Genomic DNA, 23,226 nt, shown 5'->3' with positions numbered 1-23,226 from the left:
TGCCCATGCTGCTTTTAGATTCTTTCAACTGATATAACCAATCAGATACTCTTTTTTAGCAAAGAACCTGTAAAAGCTTTACCTGGCATTTTAATTTTCTGCAACCCTTTAAATAATTAATAACCTAAACCATTAAATATGATGAACAAGTACTTTTTTATGTTGCTTTCATTCATTTTGAGTGTCTGCTTCACTGCACGATCCCAAACCTTTGTGCACCCGGGGGCTCCGCTATCAGTTTCCGATCTCAGTGTTTTAAGAGCGCACATTAGGGCCGGAGATTATCCCTGGAAACAGGCTTATGATGTTATGGCTGCCGATGGCAGGGCTCAGTTGACCTACACTTACCAGGCTTTTGCTACGGTTACGCGTAGTCCTGATTTAAACCTTTACCGTTGGAGAAACGATATGTCTGCCGCCTTTTATTTATCACTGATGTGGTATTTTACTGAAAATGAGGCTTATGCTGCAAAAGCCAGGGATATTTTAATTGCCTGGGCCACCACCCAGACAGAGTTTGGAGGCCAGTTGGGCAACCTTGACCTGGGGGATTATGCGTATGCTTATGGGGGCGCCGCTTCTATTCTTCGCGGAACCTGGAGCGGCTGGACGGCGGCAAATACTACCGCCGTAAAAAACCTCTTTAATAATGTATACTGGCCAGCTTCAGGTTGCACTTTTTATGCTATAGGCCCATCCAATAAAGGTAATCTGAGTATATCTGCAGGAGCGGTGATCGCGGCATTTTCCGACGATCCTGCTAAAATGGCGCATATCGTCTACCTGTCCAGATACATTGCCTCTTGCGGGCTTAAAAATACCTTACCCAATGGGCAGAACGGAGAAAGTTTAAGAGACCAGGGGCACGCCCACGGAACATTTAACAACCTGGCCTTCGTGGCCGAAGTGCTCTATAAACAGGGTATCGATATTTATTCGGACCTGGAAGACCGGATTATGGCCAATGCCGAATATTTTTCCAGGAAAAATTTAAGCCTGCCAATCCCTTACGTACCTTTTGGCACTATCGATGCCTATTATTTAAATGACGTGACCACTGCCTGGGATATGGGAAGGTTTGGCCCAACTATAGCGCATGGAGCTTATGTAGTCCGTAAAAAGCAAAGTTCGGTTTACCTGAACAAACTGCTAAACAACATCCCCAGACGTTTTGACCCGGTAATTACTTGGTTCTATAAATCAGAAGACAACGCTACAGCTACCGTTCCGGCGCAAACCGAAACGGTTCCGGTTCCTACAAAAGTTGGAACAGGGGGTTTAACCTCTGTTGATATAGGCACGGTATCGGCTGCCGGAAGCAGTTCTTATAACAACAATGTGTGGACGGTAAAAGGAAAAGGCGATATCTGGACACATGGAGCAGATGCTTTGCACTTTGTATATAAGCAAGTGACCGGAAATTGTTCCATTATTGCTAAAGTAGAATCCGTTGAGGGTACTACTTCCAGTGCTAAAGCAGGGGTAATGCTCCGTTCTGATCTGACCCCTAATGCCGCACAAAGGGCATGGATAGCGATAACTCCGGAGGTGAAAGCCGAAGCATTTATGCATGGATGGTCAGAACTAAGGGGCGGTTCTTATTATGAGAAAGCGTCGAGGCCCGTAACCAGTATTCCTTACTGGGTGAAAGTTGAACGTGTGGGGGAGATGATTGCCGTTTATTATTCTCCTGATGGGGTAAGCTGGGCGGCCTCCCATGAGGGCAGGTATACGGGCTTTACCGGTACGGCCTACATTGGCCTGGCGGTTTGTTCATCTGGCAATGGGGCTTTAAACACTTCTACTTTTAGTAATGTAAGTATTACCGGCGGGCAGGGAGGGGTGGTTACTGCACCCGAAGCTCCGCTTTCAGTATATGCCTATCCCGGAGATAAAGAGATGCGGGTAAGGTGGTTATCCTCCTTCGGTGCAGTGAGTTATACGCTTAAACGGTCGTCTTCTCTGAACGGGAGCTATTCTACCATTGCCACAGGCCTTTCCGGAAATACATTTCTGGATAATAATTTATCAAACGGCCAGACTTATTATTATAAAGTTTGTGCAGTAAATACTGCGGGCACCAGTGCAGATTCGCCGGGAGACGGAGGTACTCCGGAGGCGCCACCAGTTCCACAGGTATTAAATTCAGATAGTTTTAATGGGGTGTACCGGATTATAGCCGTACACAGCAATAAAGCCGTGGAGGTTAAAAACGGTTCAATTGCCGAAGGAGCCTTATTGGGACAAAACGCCTATTCTTCTTCCAGTAACCAGCATTGGCGAATAACGCCTGTATCTGGTACGGATTATAAGATTATCAACCTGCGGAGTGGAAAAGCAATGGATGTGGTGAACAATGCCGTAACCAATAATGCTCCTGTAGAGCAGCGAAGCTACTCGGCTACAGATTCGGCCCAGATATGGTCTATTAAAGACCGCGAGAACGGCACTTTCAGTATTGTTGGAAAACCAAGCCAGAAAGCACTTGAAGTTGCCAGCTCAAGCACGTTAAATGGTGCTGCAATGAACCTGAACAGGTGGCTGGATAACCCTAACCAGATTTATAGAATAGAACTGGTTACGCAGTCAGACATGTCTTCCGCCTACCTTAAAACACTGGCTGAAGCGATAAAACTCCGCGATACCACCCAAACCAGTACAACAGTTGAGGGCGGTAAATTTCCGGTTGCGGCCAAGGTACAGTTAAACGATAGCATCACCCATGTACAGTCCTTATATACTCCTCAATCAACAGTTTTTCAGATCAGTGACTATGTTACGATATTGGAGAATGCGATGGAACGGTATAAGTCTTCTATGTATTACTTTACGAATACCCTTGCTGACGGGAATTACTACCTTAAACCGCTTGATAGCGATTCGTTATGGACGAAGAACGAGACCAACCGGCCTTTATTTGATGTGTTGAATCCTAATCCCTTGACTCAAATGTGGAATGTGAAAAAGCAGGCGAACGGCAGGTATAAAATTATTTGCCTGAGCTCACCACTTCCGGCATTTAGCAATTACATCTATGAGGATGCCTTATTTGGCCGTAATGTTATTGCCTACAACGACGCTTACAATTCATTTAATATTTATGGTAATGGTACCTCGTATGCCGTTCAGCGGGCACAAAGTGCCGGAAACGGGTACTGGTATAAGGGTGGCAATCAGATACTTGCTGTACTTGGGAATGATAACGATCCGGTTCCCTATACTTTCCCTTTCCGTTTTGTTCCGGTAGGAACGGTTCCGATAAGCGTGACCGCTTCGGCGACTGATGGAAAAAACATCCTGGAATGGGATCCAATTGCGAATTTAACCTATACGGTTAAACGTTCTACAACACCTGGCGGGCCTTATACCGATATTGCGTCTGTGAATACAACAGCGTTCACTGATACCACTATCGTGAATGGAACATCTTATTATTACATCGTTGCTTCGCCTGATGGTGTTGCATCCAGCCAGGAAGTTTCGGCCTCGCGGAGTATAGGAAAGATCTATTTGAAATTTGACGAAACCAGCGGAAACCGTTGTGTGAGCAGTTGGGGGACTATTTATGGTACTTTAACGGCTACCGCTACACGCGATGCAGGAAAAACAGGAAATGCCCTTAAACTGGATGGAGCGAGCACTTCTTACGCTACGCTACCTACCGGAATTGTGAGTAATGTAACTGATTTTACCATTTCAGCCTGGGTAAAAATGGATGCCCTTGCGAACTGGATGCGTGTGTTTGATTTTGGCATCAGTCAAAGCCAGTATATGTACTTTACTGTTCAGGGAGGAACCACTACCTCGAACGGAGCAACCTTATCGACTGTTAAATATGGAATTAAAAACGGGGGCACAGAGCTAAGCATAACTTCTCCTTATGCCTTTCCATTGAATACCTGGGTACACCTGGCCATTACCCAATCCGGAAACACTGCCAAACTGTATATCAACGGCGTGCTGAAATCAACGAATACCGCACTTAGTATTAATCCTTCACAGCTTACCCCTACAGGTGCTACTACCGGAACCAATTTAAACTACCTGGGTAAATCGCAATTTAATGACCCGTTTTTTAAAGGCTCAATTGATGAGTTTAAGATTTATAAGCGGGCTTTAAGTGCTTCTGAAATTGTAGAGGGCATGAAAGTATTTCAAACTATATCCTTTAATACCATTACACCAAAACAGGTAGGCAGTGACGATTTTGATCCAGAAGCCGTCGCTTCTTCAGGCCTTCCGGTAGAATACACCAGCTCGAACCCGTCGGTTGCAACCATCGTGGAGGGAAATGTTCATATTGTATCGGCCGGAACGACCATCATTACGGCTTCACAGGCAGGAGATGAAGTGTATGGGCCGATATCACAATCAAGAACATTGTCGGTTGGCATTACCAATAATACCCAACTTACTACCTTAAAAGGTAGGCCATTTAGCTATACCATTACCGATAAGCCATTAAGTAATTTTACGGCAACAGGTTTGCCTGCTGGCCTAAGTATAAATTCTACAACGGGGGTAATATCGGGTACACCTACTGAACATGGCACCTTTTCTGTAACCATTGGCGCTCTTAAAGACACCATTGCCAATACCCAAACGATCACGTTAACGGTAAAAAATAATGCGGTAAGTAATGTTATTGCTGCTGCAGGGGATGCAAAAATTGTGCTCGAATGGGATGCTATTCAGAACTTTACTTATAACGTTAAGCGTTCAACCGCATTAGGAGGTCCTTATATTGCGGTGGGCAGTACAAGTACCCCTAAGTTCACCGATACCGGGGTGAGCAATGGAACTACTTATTACTATGTGATTGCAGTAGTTGATAGCATAGGAGAATTGCCTCCGGGTACAGCGGTAACCGCAAAACCTGCGGCTGGCCAGCTTACTTACCTCAAGTTCGATGAGGCGAGCGGAACACGGGCAATAGACAGCTGGGGGGCTACGCATGGAACACTGGCAGCAACGGCAACCCGTGCAGCCGGGAAACCGGGTAACTCGCTCAAACTGGATGGTACGGCTACTTCTTATGCCACCTTGCCAACAGGAATTGTAAAAACAGTATCTGATTTCACCGTGTCGAGCTGGGTAAGAATGGATGCGCTGTCTACCTGGATGCGTGTTTTCGATTTTGGTACAAGCACCACACAATACATGTTCCTTACCGTTCAGCAGGGAACGCCTACGGTAAACGGGGTAAAACTATCAACCGTTCGTTATGCGATTAAAAACGGCGGTACAGAGTTAAACGTAAGTGCCAACTTTGCTTTCCCGCTGGATACCTGGACACACCTGGCGGTTACCCAATCAGGAAATACGGCAAAGCTGTATATTAACGGTAATTTGGCAGCTACCAATACTAACCTGAACATTAAACCTTCTCAACTCACCGCTTCAGGTACAACCACAGGCACTACGCTGAATTACCTGGGTAAATCACAGTTCAATGACCCCCTTTTTAAAGGCTCAATTGATGAATTTAAAATTTACAGCCGGGCATTAAGTGATGCAGAGATTGCTGAAAGTTTAACAACTGCACAAACCATTACCTTTAATGCTTTGCCAGAAAAAACGGTTACAGATACGAGCTTTAACGCTGGTGCCGTTTCCAGTTCTGGTTTGGCCATCAGTTATGCCAGTTCAGACACCACAGTGGCAACGGTTGTCAACAATATGATCCAGGTTAAAGGAGCAGGTGTTACCACTATTACGGCTAGCCAGGCAGGCAATGCAACCTATGCAGCTGCCGCACCTGTAAGCCAGGCCTTAACCGTTCATAAAGTTGCGCAAACCATCACCTTTAATGCTTTGCCGGAAAAAACGGTTACCGATACAAGCTTTAACGCTGGTGCAGTTTCCAGTTCTGGTTTGGCCATCAGTTATGCCAGTTCAGACACTACAGTGGCAACGGTTGCCAACAACATGATCCAGGTTAAAGGAGCCGGTGTGACCACCATTACGGCCATGCAGGCAGGCAATGCAACCTATGCAGCTGCCGCACCTGTAAGCCAGGCCTTAACCGTTCATAAAGTTGCGCAAACCATCACCTTTAATGCTTTGCCGGAAAAAACGGTTACCGATACAAGCTTTAATGCTGGTGCAGTTTCCAGTTCTGGTTTGGCCATCAGTTATGCCAGTTCAGACACCACAGTGGCAAAGGTTGTTAACAATATGATCCAGGTTAAAGGAGCAGGTGTTACCACCATTACGGCTACGCAGGCAGGTAACGCAACCTATGCAGCTGCCGCACCTGTAAGCCAGGCTTTAACCGTTCATAAAGTTGAACAGACCATTAGTTTCGCCAGCCTACCTGCTAAAAGGATAGGAGATGCCGATGTAACATTAAGTGCTACAACAAGCGCTAATTTACCGGTGAGCTATTCAAGTTCCGATACCACAGTTGCAAAAATCGTAAATGATAAGCTCCAGGTGCTTGGTAAGGGAACGGCCGTTATTACAGCAAAACAGGCAGGTAACGGCACTTATGCTGCTGCCATTGCAACCCAGCTGTTGAACGTGATCCCTTTTAATATCCAGGTCCAATCAATGGATGGCGATGGCGGCCAGCTGACCAATAATGTGATCAGGCCAAATTTCAGCCTGGTTAACCAGGATTCGATCGGGGTATATTACAATGAGCTCACGATGCGTTACTGGTTTACAGCAGAAAATTACGCCGGGATAAATGCCTGGGTAGACTATGCCCAGATGGGAAACAGCAATGTGAAAATGAAATATGTACAACTGCCAAATCCTGCTTCAGGAGCCCTGGGTTACATGGAATATAGTTTTGTACCTGGTGGAAAGTTAAATGCAAACAGCAACAGTGGGGTAATCCGTACCAGGTTTGCCAACCAGGACTGGTCTGATTTCTCAGAAGCAGATGATTATTCTTACCAGGCCAATACCGGCAGCTATGGGACAAACAACCGGATAACTTTATACCGCAATGGTAAATTGATATTTGGAGAAGAACCAGCCCTTGTGCCAGTTACAACCAAATTGAATGTGTTGTACCAGAATCAAAACCAGACGGCAAACAGTAACACGATCAGTGCTTTTATTGCCATTAAAAACACAGGCAACAGCGCCATTGATTATAGCGATCTTACTGCGCGTTACTGGTTTAGCAAAGAAGGAACAGCCGGCTTGAATATGACGGTTGATTATGCCAAACTGGGGAATAATAAGATCAGGGGGCAGTTTACAGAGATCAGTCCTTCGCTTACCGGAGCCGATACCCGCCTGGAATTATCAATTGATCAGTCGGCAGGGAAATTGTATCCTTTAAGCAGTACCGGAAATATCCAGTTCCGCATCTATAAAAGCAATTGGTCGGCCTTTAACGAATCTGATGATTATTCGTATCGGCCAAAAGCAGCAATGGACACCAACGCACACATTACCTTGTATTATAAAGGGCAACTGGTGTACGGAACAGAGCCTGTTGCAGCGGGTTACGGCCAACCTGGAAATCTTTCGAGCACACAAAACCGTTCAGGGATAATTCCGGCACAAGCCCTTGCTCCAGAGTCTTCAACCAGCAATATCATTTATCCGAACCCGGTTAAAGAGCAGTCTTTCAAAGTAAGGCTTACGCCTGATCTGAGGGATCAAAACATTAGGGTAATAATCAGGGATGTTACAGGCAGGATAATGCAGAGCGGAAGCCACCGTGCAGCAGACCGCGATCTGCAGGTAAGCCTTTCCGGAAATTACCGCTTAGGTGTTTATTTCGTGTATCTGAATACCCTGACACCGATCAGGCTGATCGTCGACAAATAAATGAGAATTCCACAATACAAAGGGTTGCTTTAGCAACCTTTTGTATTAAAAAACTTAGAAATTTCTGGAAACAAGAATTTTACTGGAATTACGTTAAACACAGCAGGTAATCTTTCTGGAAAGAGATGTTGCCAAATTAGCTTAACCAATTTCTATATATGCTATGAAAACAAAAATGAATCAATTGATGCTATGCGCTTTAATCATCTTTTGCGGATGCAGTAAGCCGATCGCTGGAGAGGATTCCTCAAGTCTGGGCACAGGATCGCTATCCGGCAAACAAATGGCCGTAGCTGCGCTGGGACAGGTAACCTCGGTAGTACACCCTGGAATGCTCCATTCGGCCGCTGATTTTACACGAATGACAACCAAGGTAAATGCAGGGGCACAGCCCTGGCTGGATGGTTGGAATAAACTGGTAGCCAACGGCCGTTCTGCAGCCACCTATGTTCCGCGGCCGGTTGATACGATTGTGCGCGGACGAGCAGCAAGCGGAAGAGGGGAAAATTACATTCAGGCATGTCAGGATGCTGCGGCAGCCTATCAAAATGCTTTACGATGGAAAATTAAGGGCGATGCAGCCTGCGGCACAAATGCCGTTGCGATTATGAATGCCTGGGCCCGTAAATGCAAGTATATTGATGGCGATAGCAACAAACAATTAGCAGCTGGTTTGCAAGGTTACCAATGGGCCAATGCAGCAGAAATTATGCGGGGTTACAGTGGCTGGTCTGCAGCAGATTTTACGGCCTTTAAAAATTTTATGCTTAATGTATATTATCCGGTTTCGAGTGATTTTCTGAACAGGCATAACAACACCTGCAACACCCATTACTGGTTAAACTGGGACATGTCTAACCTATGTACCGTGCTGGCCATTGGCATCCTTTGCGATGATGTGGCCAAAATTAACTATGCAATAAATTATTACCAGCATAGTGGAACAGGTACTGCCTTTATCGGACGGGTAACCACAGCAACTTATCCAAATGGTATGGACCAGGCACAAGAGGCGGGGAGAGATCAGGGGCATGCCACAATGGAGGTTCCGCTTTTCGGAACCTTTTGCCAGATGCTGTATAACCAGGGCCAGAATTTTTTCGATTATAATCCCTGGAGCCATGTTAATCCGCCACTTTTAGGGGTTAGCGAGTATATAGCGGCCTATAACATCAATACCACTAATACTGTTCCGTTTACCACTTACAACAACTGTGAAAATTCAAATCACACGGTTATTTCAAGTGCTGGCCGTGGGAATATCCGTCCGGGATGGGAGCTGGTTTACAATTATTACGTAAAAATAAGAGGAAAGTCTGCCCCATATACAACCCAATTTGCCGAAAAAGTAAGACCTGAGGGTGGAGGCGGAGACTATGGCTCTACCAGTGGAAGTTACGATCAGCTTGGCTTCGGAACCTTAACTTTTTCGCGTTAAAAATATCCTAATAAGGTGAGTTTTGGGTGTTTGTATCTGATTATTATAATAAATTTCGTCATTGCAAGGCAGGACATGAGCGAGCCGAAGCAGTCTAGCCTGCAATTTATTGTCAAAAAAGATTTTTCATTTGTAGCTTATTGTTTTAATGGCATTCAAGCTCGCTTCGCTGGTGCTTCACTCATTCACAAAGCCTCTTCTTCAGTTCGCAATGACGAAATTAGATCCAAACTCACGTTAATAATAACAAAGGCTTCATCAATTACGATGAAGCCTTTGTTACATCAGGTTTTCAGTAAATTTAGAGCTTGTTTAAAATTCAATAAAAATGATTGCTATGTCAGTCTGAGCCTGTCGAAGACCACTATTTTTAGTACAAAGAAAGCACTTCGACAAGCTCAGTGTGACAGAAAAAGTGCTATATGTAATAGCTGAACAAAATTTAAACTGGCTCTTACTTGCAGGCCTTGTTTTTTAGATTTTTACAAATCCCCATTGTTGATTTCTTCCTCCGGAGTACGTCCATTGTATCGCCGCGGTTCCATTGTTTAATGAGGAACCTGTTATATCCAGGGCTTTCCCGCTATTTGCATTCGTGATGCGGTAATAGCCATTGTCGGTTATCTGGATAGACCATTTTTGGTTAGCAGTGCCATTGTAATCCCACAAAACGGCCTGTCCGCCATCAGCAGTACTCCAGCCGTTAATTTCCAGGCACTTTGTAGGTGCATGAACAGGAGTAAGACGGAATAATCCGCCACCTGCATCTTCTACCTTAAATTGTTGGTTGGCACCTACACCATATAGCCATTGCTGTGCAACTGTTCCGTTTGAACTACCCCATCCGGCAGCTTCAAGGGCTTTAAAGCTATACCTGTTGTAAATCTGGTAAGTTTGCCCGGCCTGAATGCTTGAGGTGCTGGCATTTTGGCCTGCCTGTACAACCGCTGCCAGCGCTTGTTGATCGGCTGAACCAATATTTTGCCTGTCGAGGATCCTGAATGCATTGTTTCCCGAAGCCCCGTCATCAAAATAAAATGGTTTTAACCCGTATTGAACCGCCTGACGGGTAACGTGGTTGATATAATAAGCCCTGCTGGCCAGGTGTAAAGTTAAGTTATCGCCTGATAAAGTATTAGGCCTTCTGATGGCGCCATATTCTCCAAGTATAACCGGTATACCTTTATCGATATACTTTGTTTTCATCAGGGCAAATTGTGGTCCGGCATCTCCTTCTTCTCCGTAAGTTGCATTGCGCGAAGCATCAGTTGTAGAGTGGTAACCATTACCCCAATAGTAAAAAGAATTTCCCCAACTTGCGTCAGTAGCCAGACCCGCAAAATTGAATGGCGTATAGTAGTGTACTTCTACCATTAGCCGGTTGGGAGCCGTATCATTTGGTAAGGCATTCATCAGGTTGTTGGTATAGTCTATGTTGGTACTAGGCCCCTGGATTACAAGCGTGCGGTAACTATTTTTACCACCGGTAGATCGTACCGCGTTCACAAAGGTTTGGTGATAGGATAACAGTACCCCCATTCCAGTAGCGTCAGAAACTGCTGGTTCATTGGCACTGGCAAAAATAACATGTTCATCAAAATTGCGCAATTGTGTTGCAATCTGTTCCCAGAATGCTTTTTGCATGGCATTTACATAAGGCTGTTGGGCCGTGGTACAGTTGTTTTCAAGCCATCCCCCATCCCAGTGGATATTCAGGATTACATATAAACCATCATTTACGCAGTATTGGACCACATCTTTTACCCTATTAAGCCACGATTGTTGAAGCTGGGCAGTGCTGGTATTGGCCATATACTGGTTCCACGAGCAGGGAAGGCGTACCGCCGTAAAGCCGCTTCTTTTTACCTGATCAATCATTGCCTGGGTAAGTGCGGGGTTACCCCAATAGGTTTCGCCGCCTATGGCTTCGAGGCTGTTACCGGCATTCCATCCCAGTGTAAATTTAGCAGCAAGCTGGGCGGCCGTACTACCAACGCCTGATTGATCTGCCGGTTGTGGCGAAGTATTATAACTGGGATAACTGGTCGAGGTTGGCATGGTAACCGCTCGTTTTGTGGATTGAATAACTGTAGGATTTTCAATCTTTTGTTTTTGGCAGCCTACCGCTAAAACGGACAGCATAATGCCTGTTAGGTAATTTAGTGTTCTCATATTATATGATATTTGGTTAGTGGCTTAATAATCGATGCAACACTTTTCAATTCCCACGGTGAGCTAAATTAGAGACCCGGACCCCAATGCAATGGCTCATTTGTTAAATTATACTCGACATATGTTAACTTCATTGATGTGTTTTAAATAAGTCATTCGGTGTAAACAACCTCAGTGTTTAAAGCCAGGTTACCTTAATTTTTTATCTCTGGGCCTGAAATATGCCCCTGGCAGGGTAATATCCAATATTGCGGTAACAATCTTAATATCTTTCCCGCTTTGAAGAGTATATCTGTAAACATCATTTGTCTATAGACCATATCGACATGAAAAATTTAGCTATTTATTTAATTGCAACATTGGGCCTTTTAGGTAAAGCTGCAACTGCACAGGTGGATGCATCCAAAGAGCTGGCATATTGTACGGCCCAAATACAAAAGACCCTAAAGCTTACTCCTGTCCAGAAAGGTAGTATCCCCAGATCGGTTATCCCCGGATCTGCCGATTGGAAGTTTGTGGGTTATAAAGACTGGTGCTCCGGATTTTGGCCCGGTATACTTTGGTACGGCTATGAAGCTACAGGTTCAAAAACCCTGCTCAACGAAGCAACGCGTTTTTCGGCAGCACTTCAACCGCTTTCAGAGCAGCATGTAATTGACCACGACCTGGGTTTTCAGATTTTTAATAGCTATGGAAATGGCTACCGGCTTACCGGAAATTCAAAATTTAAAGCCATTATATTAAAAGCTGCCGATACATTGGCCACGCTTTTTAACCCTAAAGTGGGTACCATCTTATCCTGGCCGAGGGCTGTACCACAAATGCAATGGCCACAACATAACACCATTATCGATAATATGATTAACCTGGAAATGTTGTTTTGGGCCTCTAAAAATGGGGGGAGCAGAAAATTGTATGATATCGCCTTATCGCATGCCAAAGTTACCATGGCTAATCATTTCAGACCAGATTACAGTGCTTACCATGCGGTAATTTATGATAAGGAGACCGGAAAAAAAATAAAGGGACTAACACATCAGGGATATGCTGATAGCTCCATGTGGGCACGCGGGCAGTCTTGGGCCATTTATGGCTATACCATGTGTTTCCGCGAAACCGGGTATTTGCCTTTTCTTGATTTTGCACAGAAAGTAACAGACGTTTACCTTGATAAATTGCCTGCAGATCAGGTTCCCTATTGGGATTTTAATGATCCTGCAATTCCGAATGCTCCTAAAGATGCCTCAGCAGCTGCAGTTGTGGCTTCAGGCCTTTTAGAGCTGGCTACTTTGGTTAAGGATAAGGTAAAAGCGCAAAAATACCGCAAGGCTGCAGAACAGATGCTGGCCTCACTTTCTTCACCGGCGTATCAGAGCAAAGATAAAAACACAGCTTTTTTGTTGCATTCAACCGGCCATAAACCTAATGGTTCGGAAATAGATACTTCAATTATATATGCAGATTATTATTATATAGAAGCCCTGCTCAGGTTGAAAAAACTACAAATGGGAATGAGCCTGAAAAGTAAGCTCAAATAAACATAAATGCATATTGGAAAGGATATTGCAGGGGGCTGACAGTTCGATTTTTATTCTTGTATTACTGATGTTTTGTTTTAGTTTTAGTCGTCAGTTAATCAATAACCTGATTATAAACCAGCTTTTACCTCCTGCTTAAATTTTTTCTTAAGAATACTATTCTTTTACATAAAAGAGAGTATTAAGCAAATAAACGAGTGTCAACAATAAGTCGGTATGTCTTAGTCGGCTACCCGAAACCGATGGTTTATGATCTGATAAATACCCTAATACTGTGGGTATTTTCCCAATGCTCTCCAATCTGAGACCAAAAAAACAGGGGAGGCTGTAAAGCCTAATTGCATTCTAATCAAATTAAAAATATCATTCATGATAGACAATTACATTTTAGTTAAAAGAAAACTTGTACTAAGTTCAATTATCCTCCTGCTGCACGCTTACTGCTTTGCTTCACCAGGCAGATCTTTCAGCAATCAGGCAGTAGAAAAAGTATTAACAGATTCGCTGAAGGGGACAGTTGTTGATAATAATGGGAAACCGTTAAAAGGTGTAAAAATTTCAGATATTACCAGCGGTGCAACAACCCAATCGTCTATAAACGGCTATTTTGCGGTGGCAGGCTTAAAAGGAGATAAACTAAGATTTGAGCATCCCGATTTTTATACGCTTGAAACACCTTATTCAGGCCGCAAAAATGTAATTATTCAACTCATCGGGCGGTATCTGCCATCAAAAGATTTTAATAATATAAACCGGGACGATTCTGCGGCAGTAGACAGGGCTTCGGTTGATATTCTGCATGGTCGTCAGTTAAAGGAAAATTTACTGCAATCCATTTCGTCGGTTAATACTAACCAATTAAATACCACCCCTGCATCACAGTTTCTTCAGGCACTTCCGGGGCGTATCGCCGGATTAAACATTGGTTTTACCAGTGGAGGGCCTGGGCTTGACGGGAATGGCCTGAATTACAATGTACGTTCTGCCCTTGGCAATAACATTATTTTAATCGACGGTGTCCAGCGTCCGTATCTTTCCATTGATCCCGATCAGATCGAATCCGTTTCAGTTTATAAAGATGCACTGGCTACGGTAATGTTTGGCATGCGTTCCTCAAATGGAATAATTGCCATCACCACGAAGAAGGGAGATAAAGGAGCACCGCGTATTTCGTTTTCTGCCCAGGGCGGAATTGAAAGGCCCATTGTACTGCCAAAATCGCTTGATGCAGCAACCTATGCCATGCTTTATAACGAAGCCAAGCAGAATGATGCTCCTCCCGGGGTAACCTTAACCCCATCTTATTCTGCGGCCGATATTGCACTTTATCAAAACCAGACTGATCCTTTCCGCCATCCCAACGTGGATTGGTACAGTACCATACTCCGGAAGCAATCCTATATCAACAGGTATAATTTCAATGTACAGGGGAGCGGAAAGGGATTCCGTTATTTTGTTGACCTGGATAATTTAAGGGAGACAGGCCTCTTTAATACCAATGATTCGTTAAACAGCTACAATACGAATGCACAGCTCGACCGGTATATTGTAAGAAGCAACCTTGGGGTAGACCTCACCAAAACCACCGTGATGCAGCTCAATCTTTTCGGACGGATTGCAAAGAATAATCAGCCTGGTGGTACCACTGCAACGGTTTTTTCTGGCTTAGCGGCTACGCCAAACAATGCCTATCCTGTATTTAACCCAAATGGCACCCTTGGCGGTACCAGTACCTATGCGCAAAATGCCAATCTTTACGGGCAGATTTTGCAGCGCGGTTACCAGTTTCAGGATGCAAGGGATGTTTCAGTCGATCTCCAGTTAACCCAGCGCCTTGATGTGCTCTTGCCCGGCTTATATGCTAAAATCCAGGGTTCGTACAATAACTCCACACTGTATAGAACCGACAGGTCAAAAAACTTTGCATCTTTTCAACTTAACCCGAACAATTCTTATACCGCTGTCGGAACCCTGACAGAGCAGGGTACATCAGGAACACCGGGGGTACGCAGCAGGGTTATTTATACCGAAGCTGACCTGGGTTACGAGCATAGTTTTGAAAAGCACAACCTGTCAGCCCTTGTTTTGAGAAATGAACAGAGCACCATGCAGTTCGATACGGGTACACTTCCGGAAATTTATACTGATTATGCCGCCAGGTTCCAGTACAATTATGATCAAAAGTATCTTTTTGAAGCGGCAGGTAGCTATGCAGGTTACAACTGGTTTGCACCAGCCAATCGCTGGGCAACTTACTGGGCTTTGGGTATGGGCTGGAACATCCATAATGAAGAATTCGTAAAAAACAATTTAAAATGGATCAGCAACCTTAAAATCCGTGGTACCTATGGGCAAACGGGGCAGGCAAACGCCGGCTATTATACCTATATACAAACCTATTGGACACCGGCTACCAATTTCGATAATGGAGATGGGTATTATTTTGGAAACACAGGAGTAGGCGTTACCCGCAGTACCGGCGAAAATAGTCTTGCAAACCCCAATCTTGCAGCCGAAAAAGCAAAAAAGACCAATATTGCACTCGACCTGGGTTTTTGGAATAACAAATTAACCATTACTGCCGAATATTTTAATAACAGGTTTTATGATTTGGTAGGTAGCCCCGGCATAAAAACCAATATACTCGGTGCAGCTTATCCCAATAAAAATTTATACACCTATAATTATAAAGGATCTGATATTTCCCTCACTTACCAGGATAACATCAGCAATTTTAACTTTTTTGTTTCAGGTAATTTCTCGCTTGTTCAATCGAAAGTTGTTTTCATGGACGAAATTGCCAGAAATTATGATTACCAGCGTCAAACAGGCAAGCCGGTAGGTATGCTTTATGGCTATACCGCTACGGGGCTTTTCCAGAGCTTTGCAGAAATTAACGATCCGGCAACGGCTGTACTTGCAGCTACTCCAAAATCTTCGTTAAGGCCCGGTGATATCCGTTACCTGGACAGGAATGGCGATGGGATAATCAACGATTTGGATAAAGGGCCTATTGGCAGCGGAAAACCAGCCGTGTACTATGGTGCCTCAATTGGTTTTAATTTTAAAGGCTTCGATTTTAGCGCGCTATTACAAGGCGTAATGAACCGTCAAACCGCATTGGGAGGACCAACCGGGCAATATGGCGATTTCTATAATGGTTTTGGTAATGGCGGTGCAGCCAATGCATTTGAATTTAACCTGGGCCGTTGGACACCTGCAACAGCGGCTACTGCCAATCAGCCCCGTTTATGGTTAGGTGCCAATGCCAACAACCAGGAAGTATCCAGTTATTGGATTCAGAATACCAGTTTCGTAAGGCTTAAAAATGTCGAAATCGGGTATACCATACCGGCATACCTCACCAAAAAAATTGGTGTCCCTTCAATCAGGTTATTTAGCAACGGGCTAAACCTGTTTACCTGGTCGCCGCTATCTAAATTCAGGAATGACGTTGATCCTGAATCACTAAACCCAACCTATCCGATGTTAAAGGTTTTCAATTTTGGAATCAACGCTAAGTTTTAATTAAAAATGATATGAAAAAATTAGTTATCAATCTTTTATTTGCATTTTTCCTGGTTTTATCGATATCATGTAAAAAGACCCTTGAAGATCATCCGCTGAATATAGCCAAAGACAACGACATCTGGGATCAATACGATGCAACCGGAACCAATGCCCAGGCATGGGTAATTAAAATATATTCGCAGTTACCCAATGGTTTTATACGCCTGAACGGAATGGAACTCGATTGCGCTGCCGGAGATGGGGTTCCGAGTAACAGGGCTAATGCGGTTTGGAACGTAATTAACGGCGGATACAATTCAATTAATACTTTTGATGATAACTGGGCCAATTCTTACAGTGCCATACGCAGGGCCAACATTTTCCTGAATAATTATAAACGTGTACCCTGGAGCGACCCCACATTGCCCAAGTGGCTTGCGGCCGAAGTACGCACGTTAAGGGCCTTTTTCTATTATGAAATGATCAGGCGTTATGGCGGCGTGCCATTACTGGGCGAAAAAGTTTACAGTCCTGATGACCCTGCTTTACTGCAGTTAAAACGAAGCAGTTTTGCCGCCTGTGTAGATTACATCGTATCCGAGCTGGATGCCGTAAAGGATCAGTTAAGGCCCGATGCCTCATTGGCAAGCCGCGGCAGTGGTAATGGGGTAGCAGAGGGTACTGATAATGATGCGGGCCGTATGCGCCCTACCATTGCCATGGCCATCAAAGCCAAGGTATTGTTGCTCGCTGCAAGCCCGTTGTTTAATCCCTCAGCTACTCCGGCACTTGATTTTACCGGATACCCAAGTTTTGATGCCAACAGGTGGAAAACAGCAGCAGATGCCATGAAAGCCGTTATGGACTTAAACATGTTTGCCTTAGAGCCTAACCGTTACATTCTGAATACCACCCATGTAAATAAAGAATTTGTTTTTACACGTTACGCAGCAAGCTACCAGGTTACCTGGGGCAACCTGGCCTCGCCTGTTGGTTATACCGTAGGTAATGTGGTAAGTGGCGGAATTGTAAGCCCCACACAAGAGCTTGTAGATGCTTTTCCTATGGCAAACGGTAAAGCCATATCCGATCCCTCATCAGGTTACAATCCGGCTAATCCGTACGCAAACCGCGATCCGAGGTTTGCTCAAACGGTATTTTACAATGGGGCCACCTGGCTCAGAAGACCTGTACAAACCTATGAAGGCGGTTTAGACAAACCAAATAACACCAATATTGCCGGCGGTGTGCAAACCCAGACCGGTTATTACCAAAAGAAATTTCTGGCGCAGGACGATAACAATACAGCCTTTACGCCAACCATGTACCACCCATCGGGCATATCAACTTTTTGCCTTATCAGGTATGCCGATATCTTGCTAAACTATGCCGAAGCACAAAACGAATCTGCAGGACCAGATGCAACGGTTTATGCAGCGGTTAATGCGGTAAGACAACGTGCAGGTTTAAATCCTTTTGCAGCTCCTGCCGGATTGAGCAAAGAACAAATGAGGGATCTGATCCGGAATGAATGCCGTTTGGAATTTGCTTTTGAAGAAAGGCGTTTTTACGATATCCGCAGGTGGAAGATTGCCAAAGAAGTATACGGAACAGGTTCTCTGCATGGTGTTAACATCGTCAAAAATGCAGATGGTTCCTTTACTTACACCCCGGTTACGGTGGCTACTCCTTTCTTCAATGCCAATAACATGTACCTTTTACCCATTGCAAATAGCGAGATACTGGCCAATCCAAATATTGCTCAGAACCCCAACTACTAATCGATAACAAATATTAGTTATGAAATTTATAAAGATAATCTGTTTGTTCCTGTTTGTTTTTACTTCTGCAAAATTATATGCTCAGGTGAGGACAATAAAAGGGCATATTGTGGATGAAAAAAATATACCCTTGCCCGGTGTTTCTATTTCTGAAGAAGGAAATCTACGTAACGGTGCCGTAAGCGATGAAAACGGAGATTTTGTAATCACTTTAAAATCAGTGAATAACACGATCCGTTTCACCATGGTAAGTTACGTCACCCTTAGCCTGCAGGCTGATGCAGGAAAAAAAATGGCAATAAAAATGAAGCCGGATACTAAAGGGCTTGATGACGTGGTAATTGTAGGTTACAGCACACAGAAAAGGATTACCAATCCGGGTGCGGTAAGTTCGATAAAAGCCGCCGAAATCGAAAATGTTCCTACTTCAAGTATTCAGAATACCCTGGCAGGCCGGTTGCCCGGTTTTACGGCAATTCAGCGCAGCGGACAGCCGGGATCAGATGCAGCCCAATTTTTTATCCGTGGGGTAAATTCAATTAACAATGATAATCAGCCGCTCATCATTGTCGACGATATTCAATATACTTATGCACAGGTTGCACAGCTTGATCCCAACGAAATCGAAACCATTACGATTCTGAAAGATGCATCCACTACCGCAATATATGGGGTAAGGGGGGCCAATGGAGCCATGGTGATTACCACCAAAAGAGGGATGATCTCTAAACCTTCCATTAACCTTTCCACACAATTTGGAATAAATCAGGTAATTCAGTATCCCAGCTACCTGGATGCCTATGCCACTGCAGTGCTGCAAAACGAAGCCTATATTAACGACAGCTATGGCCTGGCCTCACCACTTACGCTGCCCTGGACTGCAGCCGATTTAAAAATGTTTAAAGATGGATCAGATCCCTACGGTCACCCCAATGTGAACTGGCAAAAAGAATTGTTAAAAAACAGTTCCACGCAGAGCAACTACAATGTCGATATCCGCGGCGGAAACAGCAAAGTAAAATATTTTACCTCCTTTGGTTACTTTAAGCAGAACGGGTTACTGCGCGATTTTACCCCTACAAATCCGGATGATGACGGGGTTGAACCCAATTATTTCTATAACCGGGTAAATTTTAGATCCAATTTAGATATTACCCCAACCAAAACCCTGAACATCAGGTTTGATTTAAACGGGCGTTTTGAAACCATCAATAACCCTAATGGACCACTGGATGCCGCTGGCTTATTTAAAGAATTGATTTCTTTTAGGAACCTTTCAGCATTTAGCATGCCCACCGTTAATCCTAACGGAACCTATGGTTATGCAAACCAAAGCTGGGGAAATGGATACGTTAACCCTATAAGCCGGCTTGCCAACAGCGGATACAAACGTAATTACAACAATAACTTTAATATTGTAGCAGGCGCCAACCAAAAACTCGATTTCATTGCCCAGGGCCTCGAAGCAAAGTTAAATGTATCTTATGCCAGCAACATTAACGAACACCGTAACCTGCAACGTGATCCGACAACGCTCCCGGCTTTTTATTATAACTCAGCAAATAACACTTACAGTAGCAAAGGCAATAACCGGTTCCCGGTTTTTACACAAAATGTTGGGAACGATGTCTTCAACAATTCTGTAAACAGTCAGTTATCGTTAAATTACGATCACAATTTCGGTGTACACAGGGTATATGCACTGGCATTGGTAAATGATATCAGCACGGTTAATGCTGCCGATGTTCCGGTAAATTTCAGGGGAATTTCGGGCAGGCTGGGTTATAATTTCAAACAAACCTACGGAGTTGAATTTGATGTTGCCCGAAATGGTAACGACTTGTTCAGGAAAGAACAGCGTTATGGTTTTTTCCCATCTGTTTCAGGCTTCTGGAACCTGGGAGAGGAAAAATTCTTTAAAAAACTGTTCCCTTTTATTGATCTTTTTAAGTTCAGGGGATCTTACGGGCTTACCGGAAGCGACTATGGTTATCCTACCGTACTTACTTCAATAGCCTATACACTGCCGGGATCGGGAACAATTTTTGGAAATGGTGCAACCGAAGGTGCATTGGTAAATGCTGATGTAACCTGGGAGAAATCAAGAAAAACCGATGTTGGCCTCGATATCAATATGTTTGCAGGGAAACTCAGTATGTCTGCAGATTATTTTTATGAATACCGCTACGATCAGCTGATTGCTCAAGGCGCAATACCTACCATTATTGGTCAGGCGGTGCCTAGAAGAAATGTTGGGATTTCTGATAACAAAGGATTTGAATTAGAACTGAATTACCGCGACAAGATCGGGGCAGTTTCCTATTCAATTGGTGGTAACCTTTCTCACTTTAAAAATAAGATCATTTATATCAGCGAGGCGCCAGATTATCCGTATCTGGCACAAACCGGCCGGCAAATCGGCCTTACCAAGGGTTACAAATTTATTGGCTTTTACCAGGTTTCAGATTTTGATGCGAACGGAGCCGTTAGGTCTGGAGTGGCTTACCCTTTATGGAGCACCATCCAGCCGGGTGATATGAAATATGCCGACCTGAATGGCGATGGATTTATCACGGCTGCCGACCAGACTTTCCTGTCGCAGCCTAATATTCCAACCTATACTTATGGGATAAACCTGGGCTTAAATTATAAGGGTTTCTCACTGCGTGCCCTGATACAGGGAGCATGGGGTTATGCGATTAACGTTTTTGCCGAAGGAACCGATATTTTTAATGGGGTACCGCAACCTTTGCACCTTCAGAGCTGGACCCCTTCCCATCCAGATAATGCTATTTTCCCACGGATTGGTTTTAATAACAACATTAACAACAGGACCTGGCAAACCATATCCGATTTTAGCCTTACACCCGGGAGTTATGTCCGTCTGAAATCGCTCGAATTTGGGTTTCAGCTGCCTAAAAAGTGGATAGATAAAACGCATTTCATCCAGAATTGCAGAGTCTACACAGCAGGTTATAACCTCCTCACCATCAGAGATACAGGTAAGTTTCAGGTCGACCCCGAAATTGCCCAGGGCAGTAACGCCGGTACAGCATACCCAATTACGGCGAATTATACTTTCGGGCTGCAGCTAGGTTTTTAACATTAAAGGAAAGAAAAATGAAAAAGACGATTTTAGGATATAAAAATATTAGTGCAGGCTGCTTAAAGCTAATGGTTGGAGCCGGATCCAGGTTGATGCTTACAGCGCTGCTTATTGCTGCTTTGAGCGCCTGCAGGAAATCAGGCTTTCTCGATCAGAAAAAACTGAGTCAGATAGATGAAAATACCGTTTTTACGGATAGTTTAAACAGCTGGAACTATGTAAACAGCAGGTATAGCAATCTTACCTACTCTTGGGAGCCCAACCGGTGGGGAAGAGGTGGTGTTGATGCTGCAAGTGACGAGGTGCAGTCGGCAAATGCCCCAACCGAACAAGAAACTTACTGGGCCGGTGGGGCCATTAATCCAAGCAATGTAACAGCCGAGATCTGGACCATTACCTGGCAACAGGTGAGGGCAGTTAATATTTTTCTTAAAAACCAGGCCCGCATACCCATGACCGCCAACACCAAGAAACTCCTGGAAGGGCAAATGCGGTTTTTAAGGGCCTGGTATTATGCAACCATGCTGAAAACTTATGGAGGTTTCCCGTTAATTGGAAATGCCATTTTTAGCGATGGAGATGCAATTGATTTACCGCGCAACACTTACGAAGAATGCCTGAATTACATTATATCAGAGTGCGATGCTGCTGCAAGCCTGCTACCTGTTGATTTTGTTGCGGCCACAGGTAATCCGGCCGATTATGGCCGGGCTACAAAAGGAGCTGCCCTGGCGTTAAAGGCCCGTTTACTTTTATACGCGGCAAGTCCATTAATAAATGCACCAAGGGGCGACGATCCTTCACGGCTGGTTTCATTGGGTAATACCGATCCCAACCGCTGGAAACTTGCTGCCGATGCGGCACAAGCGGTAATTAACCTGGGGCAGTATACGCTGTTTCGCAGGGTTACGCCTTTTTTCTATAACCAGTTTCTTAATGGGCTTACTGCCAGTGCCCCAAATTCAGAGGCTGTTTTTGCTTTTTTACCGGCAACAACCACTCAAAATAACATGATCAGGGAAACGCTGGCCAATCCGGCAACAAGAGGCACAAGATACCAGTCTAACGGTCCCAGCTGTTTCCCCTTACAGGAACTTGTAGATGCTTTTGGAATGGCCAACGGAAAAGCCATAGATGACCCTGCTTCTGGATATCCGGGTATTGGGAACAATATGTATCTCAACCGCGACCCACGTTTTTATGCCTCAATTACCTATAACGGAGGCTTGCGCTTTTTGAATGGTAAGGCTACAGATCAACCCGTATGGACCTATACCGGAGATATACCCTCTTCATCTACGAACGATGCATCAATCTCTGGTGCTAGAACCGATGGAATTTATACCGCAACAGGTACGAGGACAGGTTATTTTGCCTATAAAATGCTTGCCAATAATGTGGCTAACGGCGGGGTAGAATTAAACCGGCCAAGAATCCTGATCCGCTATGCCGAGGTGTTGTTAAATGCCGCTGAAGCCAATAACGAATTCAGTGGGCCATCTTCACAGATTTACACCTGGTTAAAGGATATAAGAGACCGTGCAGGCATTGCAGTCGGTGCCGATGGCATGTATGGAATGAAAGCCAACATGACGCAGGAAGAAATGAGGATATTTTTACAACGTGAGCGCCAGGTAGAACTGGCCTTGGAAGAACACCGTTTTTGGGATGTGCGCCGGTGGAAAACCGCACCGCAGGTACTCAATCAAGACTTGCATGGTATGGAAATTACCAGGGCAAGTAATGGGAGTTACAGCTACCGTACCATTGTAGTAAGGAAAAATGTATTCAGGGATAATATGTATTTCTTCCCGATACCACAGGCAGAACTGACCAAATCACCTTCAATGAAACAGAACCCAGGTTATTAGTAACCTTAATTATTCAATT

8 protein-coding genes are annotated in these 23,226 nt (G+C 44.4%); 7 read left to right on the top strand and 1 reads right to left on the bottom strand.

What is annotated here, in order from left to right; translation table 11 throughout:
• Window positions 1–138: 138 nt before the first annotated feature.
• Together ACFSR6_RS07765 and ACFSR6_RS07760 are read left to right on the top strand one after the other, a co-directional pair.
• Window positions 139–7,791, top strand: coding sequence for a LamG-like jellyroll fold domain-containing protein (locus ACFSR6_RS07765; protein WP_379077220.1), 7,653 nt, complete (start codon window positions 139–141; stop codon window positions 7,789–7,791).
• 163 nt (window positions 7,792–7,954) lie between these two features.
• On the top strand, window positions 7,955–9,229 hold the full coding sequence (locus tag ACFSR6_RS07760) for an alginate lyase family protein (protein WP_379077218.1): 1,275 nt from the start codon (window positions 7,955–7,957) through the stop codon (window positions 9,227–9,229).
• Window positions 9,230–9,703: 474 nt separating this feature from the next.
• Here the strand turns inward: ACFSR6_RS07760 and ACFSR6_RS07755 are convergent, their stop codons facing one another.
• Window positions 9,704–11,401 (bottom strand): cellulase family glycosylhydrolase, encoded by a 1,698-nt coding sequence (locus ACFSR6_RS07755; RefSeq protein WP_379077215.1) that lies wholly within the window; start codon window positions 11,399–11,401, stop codon window positions 9,704–9,706.
• A gap of 326 nt (window positions 11,402–11,727) precedes the next feature.
• Here ACFSR6_RS07755 and ACFSR6_RS07750 point away from each other — a divergent pair, with 326 nt between their 5' ends.
• The 5 genes from ACFSR6_RS07750 to ACFSR6_RS07730 all read left to right on the top strand — a co-directional run bounded on the left by ACFSR6_RS07750 (window position 11,728) and on the right by ACFSR6_RS07730 (window position 23,207).
• Complete coding sequence (locus ACFSR6_RS07750) at window positions 11,728–12,939, top strand: glycoside hydrolase family 88 protein (RefSeq protein WP_379077212.1); 1,212 nt, start codon at window positions 11,728–11,730, stop codon at window positions 12,937–12,939.
• A gap of 369 nt (window positions 12,940–13,308) precedes the next feature.
• Window positions 13,309–16,467, top strand: coding sequence for a SusC/RagA family TonB-linked outer membrane protein (locus ACFSR6_RS07745; RefSeq protein ID WP_379077210.1), 3,159 nt, complete (start codon window positions 13,309–13,311; stop codon window positions 16,465–16,467).
• Window positions 16,468–16,478: 11 nt separating this feature from the next.
• Entirely contained in the window at window positions 16,479–18,230 is a 1,752-nt protein-coding gene (locus tag ACFSR6_RS07740; protein ID WP_379077207.1) for a RagB/SusD family nutrient uptake outer membrane protein, read from the top strand.
• Between the two features lie 19 nt (window positions 18,231–18,249).
• Window positions 18,250–21,333 (top strand): SusC/RagA family TonB-linked outer membrane protein, encoded by a 3,084-nt coding sequence (locus ACFSR6_RS07735; RefSeq protein WP_379077204.1) that lies wholly within the window; start codon window positions 18,250–18,252, stop codon window positions 21,331–21,333.
• 17 nt (window positions 21,334–21,350) lie between these two features.
• On the top strand, window positions 21,351–23,207 hold the full coding sequence (locus tag ACFSR6_RS07730; RefSeq protein WP_379077201.1) for a RagB/SusD family nutrient uptake outer membrane protein: 1,857 nt from the start codon (window positions 21,351–21,353) through the stop codon (window positions 23,205–23,207).
• Window positions 23,208–23,226 lie beyond the last annotated feature (19 nt).

The organism is Pedobacter vanadiisoli (assembly GCF_042684385.1).
GTDB classification, from domain to species: Bacteria; Bacteroidota; Bacteroidia; order Sphingobacteriales; family Sphingobacteriaceae; genus Pedobacter; species Pedobacter vanadiisoli.
The sequence above is the reverse complement of the archived record's forward strand: the minus strand, read 5'-3'. Positions and strand labels throughout refer to the sequence as shown.

What these genes read in the sequence shown, in the direction of transcription:
- ACFSR6_RS07745 (WP_379077210.1), top strand. Translation starts at nt 13,309, where the DNA reads ATGATAGACAATTACATTTTAGTTAAAAGAAAACTTGTACTAAGTTCA.
- ACFSR6_RS07740 (WP_379077207.1), top strand. Translation starts at nt 16,479, where the DNA reads ATGAAAAAATTAGTTATCAATCTTTTATTTGCATTTTTCCTGGTTTTA.
- ACFSR6_RS07760 (WP_379077218.1), top strand. Translation starts at nt 7,955, where the DNA reads ATGAAAACAAAAATGAATCAATTGATGCTATGCGCTTTAATCATCTTT.
- ACFSR6_RS07755 (WP_379077215.1), bottom strand. Translation starts at nt 11,401, where the DNA reads ATGAGAACACTAAATTACCTAACAGGCATTATGCTGTCCGTTTTAGCG.
- ACFSR6_RS07735 (WP_379077204.1), top strand. Translation starts at nt 18,250, where the DNA reads ATGAAATTTATAAAGATAATCTGTTTGTTCCTGTTTGTTTTTACTTCT.
- ACFSR6_RS07765 (WP_379077220.1), top strand. Translation starts at nt 139, where the DNA reads ATGATGAACAAGTACTTTTTTATGTTGCTTTCATTCATTTTGAGTGTC.
- ACFSR6_RS07750 (WP_379077212.1), top strand. Translation starts at nt 11,728, where the DNA reads ATGAAAAATTTAGCTATTTATTTAATTGCAACATTGGGCCTTTTAGGT.
- ACFSR6_RS07730 (WP_379077201.1), top strand. Translation starts at nt 21,351, where the DNA reads ATGAAAAAGACGATTTTAGGATATAAAAATATTAGTGCAGGCTGCTTA.